This window comes from Psychrobacter sp. HII-4, from assembly GCF_904846595.1.
GTDB classification, from domain to species: Bacteria; Pseudomonadota; Gammaproteobacteria; order Pseudomonadales; family Moraxellaceae; genus Psychrobacter; species Psychrobacter celer.
In genome coordinates this window covers 19,815-32,734 of sequence record NZ_CAJHBJ010000029.1, presented here as the reverse complement: position 1 = coordinate 32,734, position 12,920 = coordinate 19,815, and the positions used below count along the sequence as shown (strand labels likewise).

General features: G+C 47.8%; 7 protein-coding genes and 1 pseudogene. 4 read left to right on the top strand and 4 right to left on the bottom strand.

Annotation, left to right across the window (positions count from 1 at the left end; all coding sequences use genetic code 11):
- Both JMX98_RS11215 and JMX98_RS11210 read left to right on the top strand, forming a co-directional pair.
- Positions 1-617 (top strand): annotated as a pseudogene (locus JMX98_RS11215) (DNA polymerase III subunit gamma/tau); the annotation flags it as partial.
- A 234-nt stretch (positions 618-851) separates the two neighbouring features.
- A complete protein-coding gene (locus tag JMX98_RS11210) occupies positions 852-1,751 on the top strand; it encodes a LysR family transcriptional regulator (protein WP_201586692.1) in 900 nt (299 codons plus the stop codon).
- A gap of 114 nt (positions 1,752-1,865) precedes the next feature.
- On the opposite strand, the gene JMX98_RS11205 is transcribed toward JMX98_RS11210, so the two are convergent.
- Together JMX98_RS11205 and JMX98_RS11200 are read right to left on the bottom strand one after the other, a co-directional pair.
- A complete protein-coding gene (locus JMX98_RS11205) occupies positions 1,866-3,047 on the bottom strand; it encodes an aspartate aminotransferase family protein (protein WP_201586691.1) in 1,182 nt (393 codons plus the stop codon).
- Positions 3,048-3,089: 42 nt separating this feature from the next.
- Positions 3,090-3,305, bottom strand: a complete 216-nt coding sequence (locus JMX98_RS11200; protein ID WP_105245741.1) for a DNA gyrase inhibitor YacG — start codon at positions 3,303-3,305, stop codon at positions 3,090-3,092.
- A 356-nt stretch (positions 3,306-3,661) separates the two neighbouring features.
- Here JMX98_RS11200 and JMX98_RS11195 point away from each other — a divergent pair, with 356 nt between their 5' ends.
- Entirely contained in the window at positions 3,662-4,339 is a 678-nt protein-coding gene (locus JMX98_RS11195; RefSeq protein WP_201586690.1) for a DUF938 domain-containing protein, read from the top strand.
- A 161-nt stretch (positions 4,340-4,500) separates the two neighbouring features.
- Here JMX98_RS11195 and JMX98_RS11190 read toward each other — a convergent pair whose 3' ends face one another.
- On the bottom strand, positions 4,501-5,895 hold the full coding sequence (locus tag JMX98_RS11190) for an ABC1 kinase family protein (RefSeq protein ID WP_201586689.1): 1,395 nt from the start codon (positions 5,893-5,895) through the stop codon (positions 4,501-4,503).
- 286 nt (positions 5,896-6,181) lie between these two features.
- Positions 6,182-7,519 carry a phosphoribosylamine--glycine ligase gene (gene purD, locus JMX98_RS11185; RefSeq protein ID WP_201586694.1) on the bottom strand — a complete coding sequence of 446 codons (1,338 nt, stop codon included), beginning with the start codon at positions 7,517-7,519 and terminating at the stop codon, positions 6,182-6,184.
- Positions 7,520-7,959: 440 nt separating this feature from the next.
- Between purD and JMX98_RS11180 the strand changes: the two genes are divergently transcribed.
- Positions 7,960-12,825, top strand: a complete 4,866-nt coding sequence (locus tag JMX98_RS11180; protein WP_201586688.1) for an NAD-glutamate dehydrogenase — start codon at positions 7,960-7,962, stop codon at positions 12,823-12,825.
- The last annotated feature ends 95 nt before the right edge of the window (positions 12,826-12,920 follow it).

Genomic DNA, 12,920 nt, shown 5'->3' with positions numbered 1-12,920 from the left:
AACCGACTGCAGAGCCTGAACCGACTGCAGAGCCTGAACCGACTGCAGAGCCTGAACCGACTGCAGAGCCTGAACCGACTGCAGAGCCTGAACCGACTGCAGAGCCTGAACCGACTGCAGAGCCTGAACCGACTGCAGAGCCTGACGGAAATGATTCTCAATTGACTATGACGGCGGATGATCCTCGCACGTTATTGCGTTGCCCGCCACAGGAACTGACTGGCGAGTGGACGCCAGACAAATGGGATTATTGGCTACAGACCGCTCGCGAGGCTGAGAGCTTGGCGCAAGACGAGCTAGCATTGGCGCGTCAGGGCATGATGACTGGGCTGTGTAATGGCAAATCGACCTTTGTGACCAGTGTGGACAGCCGCCATTTACAAGCCACCTTTCAACACTTAGCGGCAAAACTGCAGCAGCAGTTTGAGCAAGCCGAGATCGACCTAAAAATCGACAGCAGTGTCATGCAGTCTGAAGACAAAACCCCAGAGCGCCGTCAACAAAAGCGTATGGTGCAAGCAAAGTCACTGGCAGAAACCAAATTGCTTAACACCCCTGTGATGCAGTACCTACTCGAGCGCGGCGAAGGTAAAATGGGTAAGGTTCAGCTATACTAAACAGTCAAATTTTTTTATATTAAAATCGATTAACAGTTTATATGGCTACTAAACACGATTGCTATCCAAAAATATCAAGGCGATGATTGCTATCACCTTGATATTTTTGTTTTTATTAAGAGTGATGCGTCATTTTAGATAAAAAAGGATGGTATTTAATCACTGTAAGGCACATTAAAATTCGTTATAATAGTTAAGTTATATTAAAAAACCAAATGCAGGTTAGGTGAGAATATGTTGGATAATTTACGCGGTATGGCTGTGTTCGCCAGTGTGGTTGAACATGGCTCCTTTAGTGGCTCAGCCCGTGAGCTTGGTATTACAACCAGTGCAGTCAGTCAGCAAATCCGCTCATTAGAAAACGAGCTGGGTGTGGTGTTATTGCACCGATCTACTCGAAAGCTTAGCTTAACAGAGGCAGGCGAGAGTTTTTATGAAGCGGCAAAAGATGTGGTCAGCGCGGCCGAGCAAGGGCGCATCAAAGTCAATCAATTGCGAGATGAGCTTGCTGGTAGCTTGCGAGTGGCGACCACCCCTGAGCTGGGAGTCAATCATATTTTGCCTGCGCTCTCGACGTGGATGGCCGCCCACGATGATTTGAGCATCACCTATTTGGCAGATAACCATTATATCGACATGATCGACGAGCGCATTGATATTGCGGTTCGTATGAGTCCAACCATCAATGACTCGAGCCTGAGTAGCCATCCATTGACTGATGTACGCCAGTTGCTGGTTGCCTCACCGCAGTATTTGCGTCAGCATGCCAAAATACAAAGCCCAAAAGACCTCAATGATCACCAGCTGATCTGTATCGAAATCATGAAAGACGCCAATCAAATTGATCTGGTTCAGACAGAAACGGGCAAAAAATCCCGCATAAAAATGAACTCTCGTATCTATACCAATAACGTCTTTATGGCGACAACATTGGCCAAAGAAGGCCACGGTCTGGTGCGAATGCTGGAGATGGATGTTAAAAAAGAGCTAGAGAGCGGCGAGTTGGTAGAGGTATTGACCGGTTATCAGCTGCCAAGCTTTGTGCTATATGCCGTTACTTTAAATCGCGAACAGCAGCCCGCAAAAATAACCCGTTGCCTTGAAGTATTAAAGAAGTATTTTCATGCCAACTAAATAAAGCGCGATGCATCATCAGTGCGATGATGGCTTTAGCATAAAAAAGAGCCTATAGGTTTCGATTATCTATAGGCTCTTTTTTTACATGTCACAGTCAATTACTTTATCGCTTTACCATGAGGTCTTTAATAGCTCAATCAAACGATCAGCGACCTGTGCACTCTCATCACGTCTCATATTTAGTGGCGGCAATAAGCGTATCACGTGGCCACCGGTGACGTTGATGATAAGCTTTTGCTCATCGCGTGCACGATCCACCAGCTGAGTACAGTCCATGTCCTCAGGTAACACGATACCGATCATCATACCTGCGCCTCGCGCACTGACGCCATACTGTCCTAGTGCATCGACTAGCGTCTCACGGATGAATTGCCCTTCGGTGACGGCATTATTCATGATGTCAGTATTGGCGAGTACATCATAAACACTATGCACCACACGACTTGCCAGCGGCGTACCGCCATAAGTTGAGCCATGGCTGCCCGCGCCAAACAGCCCATTGGCACGGCCACGTACCATACAAGCACCTACAGGAAAGCCATTTCCCAAGCCTTTTGCCGTTGTCAAAACATCAGGGCGGGCATTGCTGTGCTGATAAGCGAAGTATTTGCCAGTACGGCCATTACCTGTTTGTACTTCATCGAGTATAAACAGCCAGTTGTGAGCGTCACATTCAGCCTGTAGTGCTTCTAAATAACCAAAGCCATTTGCGGCGGTATTTAGACCACCTTCTCCTTGAATAGGCTCTACCAAGATAGCGCAAATCTCATCGTGTTTTTGCGCGGCTTGTTTGATGGCTTCAATATCGCCGAAGGGCACACGGATAAAATCCTCATCTAAAGTGTAAAATCCTTCGCGAGCTTTTGGGTTGGCGGTGGCTGACAACGATAGCAATGTGCGGCCATGAAACGACTGTTCCATGACGATGACTTTTGGACGGGTAAAGCCTTGCTGGTTGGCGTATAAGCGTGCAAGCTTTAAAGCGGCTTCGTTTGCTTCAGCACCGCTATTGGCAAAAAACACACTGTCCATCTGCGCGGCGGTGCATAGCGCTTCTCCAGCGCGCTCTTGCCAATCGATACCAAATAAGTTGCTGGTATGAACCAAAGTCGCGGCTTGCTGCTGAATGGCGTCTGTCACTTGTGGATGGCAGTGCCCTAGGCCACAAACGGCAATGCCCGTTAGCGCATCTAAATACGGGGTATCGTCTTTGGTATACAGCCAACTGCCTGAACCACGAGTAAAGCTGATTGGTTGACGGTTATAAGTGGGCATCAGGTAAGTTGCAGACATAGTAAACATCCTTAAGATGATAAGTGAGTAAAAAAGTAAGTGTTAGAGTTCGTCAGAAAAAGGCGTGGTTTCTGCAGGTAAGGTGTATTCTTCGTTTGCCCAAGCGCCTAGGTCGATCAGTTTGCATCGACTGCTACAAAATGGCTTGTACTTATTGTCTTGCCAAGCGGTCTGCGTGCCGCAGCGGGGGCAAGGATAAGTCTTGGGCGGCGCACTTGGATTACTTGAATTGGCTGGGTTGGAGGTTGATTGGGTCATAGTCGGTATACATGCATCCTTAAATTTATGATTATCAGCTTGGCAAGCGTATGGGTCAGTCATCATCTGATTGAGGTCAATCTAATGCTACCAACATGCGCCCTCAGTCTGCCGAGTAAACAACAAATAGTAAAAAACGTCTAAATATTTGCCAGACCAGATAGCATGAAGGTATCAGTGCTATTTGTTTGATGGTTATCTATCTCAGTTTTATCGATTTTTTGATAAGAAGACATTCCCAAAACAGGGAGGTGGGAAGCATGACTTGCCAGCGTTATATTACTATTGTCGCGGATTGACTATATAATAGCATGTGGCCGAATAATGGCAAAAGACAAATGCTTTAAGGATAGTAGATGACCGAACATATCGAGCTTACGCATCGACAGCAGCGTGCCTTTCAACCAAACAAGCTCTCAGCACCGCGTAGCTTTTGTATTCCTCCAATCATACAACAAACGACAACCCCTGTGCCCTTACTCTTAGAGATTGGAGCGGGGAAGGGCAAGCATGCGCTCAGATTTGCCGCCGAGCACCCAGACCAGCACTTGATTGCCATTGAGCGTACGCGCAACAAATTCGATGCTTTTGCAAAACTGGCCGAGCGCCAAGCGCTGCCGAACCTAGATGCGATACATGCTGATGCGATTGCCTGGATTGTCCATGCGATAGAGCCGAATAGTATCGCCAAGATCTTTATTCTATACCCCAATCCTGAGCAGCATAACCCCAATCAGCAGTGGTTAAACATGCCGTTTTTTGAGTTTTTATTATCACGTTTGCAGGTAGGTGGAGAGATCATATTGGCCACCAATATTGAGAGCTATATGGATAATGCTGAGCAGCAGGCGACGAAAGTATGGTGCTTACCCAATGAGCGCTACAAGGTACCACACGATAGCCAGCGTACCCACTTCGAAGTGAAGTATCTGGCGCGCGGTGAGATATGCTGGGAGCTCTGTATGCGTAAGCCTGCCGGCTACAATACCAGATTTGATCAATGGCGAGCGAATCTAAGTACTCATAAAAGTTAAGAATAGCCTAAGTAGAAATAGAGAACAAAGCTTGCATAAACCTACAAGGTTAAATAAACCATATAAAATAGCCTAAGCAAATAAAATTAAAAAAATAAAACCGCCTCTAAAAGAAGGCGGTCAAAAAATAACGCATAAACTTAAGCAAAAAATCGCTAAAATTATAAATAAGGCTTTACCAATTTATCAGAATCAGTATAAGCATCTAATACTGTCAAAAATGTATAGGCACCAATAAACTTACGACTGATAAACATAAACTCTTTTGGCGGTAAATTAAATTCAAAAGACTGCATGGCACGGCTAGCCTTTGATGAGAGGCGAGAATGCAGCTTACTATTTGCCCAGATATAGCGGTTGTCAGCATCTAGACATTCCGTTGGAATATCAGGGTTGGTCGCAGGATTGCTAAAGGGTTCGGTGGCCAATAAGAATAGGGCAGCAATATCAGATTTGACCTTTTGACTCATACTATCAAAGAAGTCATAACCAGTCATGGCTCGCATCATGGCCTGATGATCATGGTGATAGCCAGCTTTTAGTAAACCATGGGCGATGGTCAAAAGATGGTTGTCAAACTGACGTATCGCGCCAAAATCTAATAACACCAATTTGTCGATATCGTCTTCGTTTTCACTAACGCGTACCAGATAGTTGCCAAAGTTAGGATCTGTCTGCATCTCGCCCCAAACAAAAATCTCTTTCATCATGATTTCGATAGCGGCTTGACCAATGGCGTTACGGCGCTGATGCGACAACTGTTGCAGCGATGTAGAAACCACTGTGATACCTGGCTCGTAGGACATGCACAGTAGACGTTTTTTAGAATACGTGCGATTGATTTTGGGTACGATATAACGTGGATCATCTTTTAGACGCTCATAAAAACGCTCTGTCGTGGCCGCTTCTGCTTCGTAATCTACCTCATGATGGAGTAGGTCGCGTATCTCCTCAAACCAAGCATCAAGCGCTCGCGTTTGTGGCACGATGTTACTAACCTTTAATAACTGTTTAAACAAAGCCAAGTCTGAGTTGATGGCATCCGCGACGCCTGGATACTGGACTTTTAGCACGACTTGCTCACCTGTGGCAATAACGGTGGCACGATGTACTTGAGCCAAAGACGCTGTACCGATAGGGGTCGGATCAATCGTCAGCTCGTTTATTTTATCGCCCAACAATGTATGAAGCGTTTGCTCAATCGTTGGCCATGATAGCGTGGCGGTATCATCATTGAGCGTTTGCAGCGCACGCGTAATCTCGGGAGGCAGTATGTGCTCACCATATATTGCGAGCATCTGACCGATTTTGACCACGGAGCCTTTTAGTTTGCCAAGCTCGGTAGCAAGATAGTTTGCTTGTGTCTCCATAAAGGCTTGGTTGCGTGCGGTGCGGGCTTCTTTATTTAAAAACATACCAGACACGCTGTTGCCCGCCCAACGACGCCCAATATTTAAGGAGGTTTTGGCAATCGACATCCGGCGCTCAAACCCTGAGGTTTTTAGGTTATCGATAGAGTGCTTGGTACTAGAGGGTTTAGACGTATCGTGTGCCATAAATATAATCATTCATCCGGTTGCTATTGATTTGCGGGCATAAAACCTACAATACAAGGGACATGCGATGGTCGGTACAAAATTGTATCATAGAAACCGCCTTGGGTTGATGAAGCGATGCGCTCTGATAGCAGTTACTTTGTAAGCTCAGTGCATGAAGCTAGTCATCACAGATGCAGCATAAAGAAAATCAGATCTAGCATGACACTAGATCTGATCAGAGTTACGATAATAAGCTAAAACAGTAAATGGGGTAGGCTAAAGTTGGCCCGTATTTATCACCATTTTATGAGCGGCTGTTTTCGCGAGCGATAGCATGATGACCAATATCACGGCGATACTGCGCCCCATCAAAACTAATCGCACCAGTCACTGCCAACGCCGCTTGTTGCGCGTCCGAAATGCTATCTGCCAAGGCAGTCACGCATAGGACGCGGCCACCGTTGGTCACGACTTCTTTTTGATGATTGGTGTTTTGATCTTGCGCCTCTGCGTCAGAAAACGCGGTGCCAGCATGGAATACTTTGACTGAGTTGGCATTGTCGGCATCAAGCTTTGGCAAGCCTGCAATGACATCGCCTTTCGATGAGCTTTCAGGATAGCCTTTAGAGGCAATGACAATACCAAGGGCAGGGCGCGCGTCCCATTTGGCAGCACTCGGCAGCTGACCTGCCAGCCCTTGCGCGACCAAGTCGACCATTGATGACTGCAGGCGCATCAAGATTGGCTGAGTTTCTGGATCACCAAAACGGCAGTTGAACTCGATAACATAAGGGTCGCCTGATTTATCAATCATCAGACCTGCATATAAAAATCCGGTATAAGGATGACCTGCAGCTTTCATGGCATCAACCACAGGCTGAATCACTTTTGCCATCACTTTATCATGCACCGCTTGGGTGACGACGGGGGCAGGAGAATATGCGCCCATGCCGCCAGTGTTAGGGCCTGTGTCACCTTCATAGGCACGTTTGTGATCTTGGCTAGTCGCCATAGGCAAGATGTTGTCACCATCAATCATACAAATAAAGCTGGCTTCTTCGCCCTGCAAAAACTGCTCAATGACCACGCGACTGCCAGCATCGCCAAACTTGTTGCCTGCCAGCATATCATCGATGGCTTCGTAGGCTTGTTCGATCGTCTCTGCTACGATAACGCCTTTGCCTGCGGCCAGACCGTCTGCTTTAATAACAATCGGCGCGCCTTGCTCATCGATATAAGCTTTGGCAGCAGCGGCATCGGTAAAGCCTTGATAGGCGGCAGTTGGGATGTTGTTTTGCGCCATAAATTCTTTGGCAAAGGTTTTTGAGCCTTCTAGCTGCGCGCAATATGCCGTCGGCCCCCACGCTTTGATACCAGCATCGCGGCAAGCATCGACGATGCCTGAGACCAGCGGTGCCTCAGGCCCAACGATGACCATATCGATGGCGTTGGCTTGACAAAACTCAATCACACCGCTGTGCTCGCCATCGGTGTCATTTAATATGACATTTTGGCATTTGGGCTCTAGAGCAGTACCTGCATTACCTGGTGCGACATAGACATTTTTGACAGTGTCGTCTTTTGCACATTGCCATGCCAGCGCATGCTCGCGGCCACCTGAACCAATCACCAAAATATTCATCATACATTTTGCCCTTAGTATTATTGCCTTTAGTATTCGCCGTATTCAGCAAGAAATGTGAACCATTGACGCACTGTTAAATATACTGCCGTATTCTAACAAAAAAAGCGCAGCGATTGCCATGAGTATCCGCCCGCCAGCCTATATTGCATCATCTGAGTCCAAAACCACTGACTGTTTCATTAGTAAAGGTTATCGACATCGCGCTGATTCATGAAATGATGTTGTACGCTTTAGCTGACGCCTGAGGTGCGTTAAACTGCCATAGATTAACGGTGTTAAGTCTGACCGGCTATATGTTTTTTAACAGATGCATCAAAAAGAGAAAATCCACACAAATCAGATATAAAAAACGATAGCGTTATGGACAGCAAAATAGCACAGATTAATAAACTCAAATAAATATCAGTATGCTACATATATAAAAAAGGACAAAGGACATGCCAAACTCTCTGAATATCGCCGAAGAGCGAATCAGCCAGATAAGCGATATCGCCACCAGTTATGTACAAAAGGATAAATCGTCATTCGATCGCTTTATTCATAGCTATTATCAGCCGCTCCATCAAGAGACGGCGAAGGCTATCAGCAATGCTGACTTAGCTGGCATGGCACTTCATCACTTTACTTTGCTCAAAGCTTATGATGGCAGTAAGCCGCAATTGTCGGTGCTCAACCCAAAGGCCGAAGAGCAGCATTTTCATAGCTCACATACCGTCATTCAAATCGTCGCCTATGATCGCCCGTTTTTGGTCGATACGATTTTGATGAGTCTAGAGTCCGAAGGTATCGATGTTCATCGCACGTACAACATCATTATCAATGTTGAGCGCGACGCTGAGGGCAATCTCACTCACATTCATAACGCGCATGAAAGCGCCACCTCGCACCTATCGATGATTCATTGCGAAATCGCCTATCAGGACAGTGAAGACTTGGCCGCCCTCCAGCAAATGCTACTAAATAAAATCGACACACTCGATACAGTCGTTGGCGACTGGAAACAAATGCGTGCGCAATTGATGGAAGTCAAAAATGAGCTGGCTTGCAAGCCCTTGCCGGAGGTGTTTTATTCTCAGCAAGAGATTCAGGCGTTTTTAGAATGGATATTGGACGATCATTTTATCTTTTTGGGCTACCGCGAGTATCGTCTGGAGGGCGGGCAAGCTATCGAGGTAGATAGTGTCGATAATAAGGACAACGTCAATTCTCATGATAAGCCTGCGGACTTAGATTTGTTTGCGATCGGCAATAGTGGCCTTGGGCTACTGCGCGGCGCGGAGGAAGACAAGCTATCAGAAAGCTTTAGCCAACTGCCCAACGTCCTAAAGCAGCTACTGACCGAGCCGCGCGTCTTGATGCTGTCCAAATCAAGCCGAGTCTCGCCTGTACATCGCCCTGTTTATATGGATTTTTTGGGTATTCATAAGTTCGATGACAGCGGCAAGCTGGTCGGTGAATATCGCTTTATTGGGCTACTGACCTCACAAGCCTATCAGCTCACTGTGCAGCAAATACCGCTACTGCGCGAAAAAGCCAATAAAATCATGGCAATGGCGGATCTACCGCGCGATGGTCACGCCCATCACAAAATGATGCATGTCATCAACACCTTGCCTCGCGATGATCTGTTTCAAGCCAGCGTAGAAGAGCTCTATCCTATCGTCTCTGGCATCAGTCAGCTACAAGACAAAAAAAGCCTACGCTTATTTAGCCGCGTCGATCATTATCAGCGCTTTGTCTCCTGTTTGGTCTATATCCCGCGCGATAAGTTCAACACTGAGCTGCGTATCAAGGTGCAAAAAGTATTAAAAGAAGCTTATGGCGGCACATCATCTGGCTTTACCACGGAATTCAACGAATCGGCCCATGCCCGCGTACACGTCCATGTGCGCACCGTGCCAGGTCAAGTAAAAGAGGTCAATACCGCCGCGCTTGAAGACAAGCTCTCAGCGCTGATGCAATCTTGGAGCGACAATTACCAAAAAATGCTGCTAGATAATGTCGGAGAGCAGCAGGCCAATGCCTTAAACCGCCGTTTTATGAGCCATATCCCAGCTGCGTATCAAGAGCGTTTTGATGCGCGCACTGGTGTGGAGGACATCAAACGCTTGGCGGGTTTGAGTGATGAGCAGCCGATGATTTGGCACCTATACCAATCGACAGGCGACGCTAGTAATCAGCTACACTTAAAGCTCTACGGCCGCGAGCAGCCAGTTATCTTATCAAAAGTACTGCCTATCCTTGAGAACTTTGGGGTGTCGGTGATATCGGCGCAGACATATGAATTTGACTTGCCAGAGCAGCCCATCTGGATGCAAGAGTACGAGCTAATGCTCGAACACGTGGATGCAGTCAATATGCAAGTGGTGCGCGGTCAGTTTGAGGACAGCCTTAAGCAGATTTGGGCAGGGCTGGTCGAGAGTGACTCGTTTAACGAGCTGGTGCTCACGACCAAGCTAGATACCTTTGATGTGGTGGTGCTGCGCGCCTTATCACGCTATATGGTACAAGCTCGTGCGCCGTTCTCTAGTACCTATATCCAGCAAACGGTGGTCAAAAACAGTGATATCAGTGTGGCACTCGGTAGCCTGTTTGATGCGCGCATGAACCCCAAGCATGATGATGAGAATCGTACCAAAAAAACCGCTGAAATCGAAGAGCAGATCTTATCAGCGTTGGCGGATGTCGATAGCCTCGATGAAGACCGTATTTTGCGTTGGTATTTGGATCTCATCAAAGCCATGGTACGTACCAACTTTTATCAAACCGATAGCGAGGGTCAGCGTAAAGATCGCTTGTCGTTTAAGTTTTTGGCAGCTGATATCCCCAATCTGCCCAAACCCAAGCCCATGTTTGAAATATTTGTCTATTCGCCGCGCGTAGAAGCGGTGCATCTGCGCGGCGGTAAAGTGGCACGCGGCGGTCTGCGCTGGTCAGATCGTATGGAAGATTTTCGTACCGAAGTACTCGGCTTGGTCAAAGCGCAGATGGTCAAAAACGCGGTGATCGTTCCTGTCGGCTCCAAAGGTGGTTTTATCGTCAAAACCAAAACCATGGCTGATGGCCGCGATGCCTTCCAAGCAGAAGGGATTGCCTGCTATCAGACATTCCTGCGCGGTATGCTTGATGTCACCGACAATATCGTCGATGGACAGATCGTCCCGCCAGCCAACACCGTGCGTCATGACGAAGATGATCCGTACTTGGTCGTCGCTGCTGACAAAGGCACAGCAAGTTTTTCTGATATTGCAAACAGCATAGCAAGCGAGTATAACTTTTGGCTCGATGATGCCTTTGCCTCTGGTGGCTCGGTTGGGTATGATCACAAAGCCATGGGTATCACCGCCCGCGGCGGCTGGGAGTCGGTCAAGCGTCACTTCCGTATGCGCGGCATGGATATCCAAAACCGCGATGACTTTACTGTGGTCGGTATCGGTGATATGAGCGGTGATGTATTCGGTAACGGCATGCTCAGATCCACTCATACCAAGCTGGTCGCCGCCTTTAACCATTTGCATATCTTTATCGACCCCAACCCAGACACTGCGACGTCGTTTGCAGAGCGTGAGCGCTTGTTTGAGATGCCGCGCTCGACGTGGGATGATTATGACAAATCGCTTATTAGCCAAGGTGGCGGCGTGTTTTCGCGTACCGATAAGAGCATCCCTATCAGTGCTGAGATGAAAGCGCTGTTTGATATCAGCGAAGATAGCTTGGCGCCCAATGAGCTGATCAGCGTATTACTAAAGTCACCTGTCGATCTAATCTGGAACGGCGGTATCGGTACCTATGTCAAAAGTGAAAACGAGACGCACGCCGATGTCGGCGACCGCGCCAATGATGCTGTTCGGGTCAATGGTGGTGAGCTGCGCACGGCGGTGGTCGGTGAGGGCGGCAACTTAGGCTTTACCCAGCAAGGGCGTATCGAGTACGCACAGACGGGCGGACGCATCTACACCGATGCGATCGACAACTCAGGCGGGGTCAACTGCTCAGACCATGAAGTCAATATCAAAATATTGCTTGGCAAAGTCGTTGAGCAAGGTGATATGACCTTAAAGCAGCGTAATGAGCTGCTAGAGTCCATGACGGATACCGTGGCCGAGCTGGTACTGCGCCAAAACTACCTACAGCCACAGGCGATTGAGCTCAGTCATATCCGTGCAGCCGCCAACTTAAGTGATCATCAGCGGTTTATTCAAATGCTAGAGGGCGAAGGTCGTTTGGACCGCGCTATTGAGTATTTACCATCGGATGAAGAGATTGTTAAACGCCAAAAAGCTGGGGTAGGCCTTACCAATCCTGAGCTGGCAGTCGTCTTAGCGTATGGAAAAATGTGGGTATATGACAACTTGCTATTGTCTGATTTGCCAGATGAGCCCTATTTTATCAATGAGCTACGCAAATACTTCCCTGATGAGCTGGCGACGCGTTTCTTTGATGAGATGACCCAGCACCGCTTGCACCGTGAGATCATCAGCACCTACCTGACCAATAGTGTGGTCAACCGGTTGGGTATCGAGGCGCTGTTCCGCCTGTATGAAGAGACGGGGCAGTCACTGGCAACCATCGTGCGCGGTTACGCCATCAGCCGTGATGTCTTTAATATCTCCAAAGCATGGAAAACGCTTGAAGTGTTAGACAATCAAGTGGACGCCACGTTGCTATTAAATCTAGAGCTGCGTCTGCGTGATGCACTAGAGCATGGCGTGGTCTGGTTTATCAATGCCTTTGGTCAGGACTTACAAGTCGCTGATATGATTGGCCGCTTTAGCGACAGTGTGGAAAAACTGACCAAATCTGGCGGGTTTATTGAGCAGCAATTTGCCGAGTATTTGCAAGAAGATGCCACAAGCTTGATGCAAGAAGATTTGGCCGAAAATGATGCGACGATGTTTGCGATGTTGCCATATCACGTGGATGCGCTAGATGCAGCATTGCTCGCTGAGCAATATGATCGCCCTGTCGATGAAATCGCCACATTGTACTTTGAGGCGTATCATGTCTTGCAGCTCGATTGGATGATGGATAATATCGCCACCTTACCACAGCAAGACTATTGGGATCGCCGCGCGCGTCATGCGTTAGTCAATGAGCTGTCACGCAGCTTGCGTATGCTGATGGACGCGATACTCTCAAAACCAGATGCCAAGCAAGCCTTTAGTGAATGGCGCTCGCGTCATACAGACCAATTGGCAGCGACTGAGGCTGAAATGGATAAGCTTGACGCCATCGATGGTGAGATTGGTTTATCGACATTGTCCGTGCTAATGAGCGAGTTGAGTAGTTTGGTGACAAAATAGGCAATTTGGTAAAGGATGGACACAGCAGTTGCTGCTATCTTTTAGCATTCTTTTAAAAGCCACCGCTGATTATCAGCGGTGGCTTTTTATTGGTT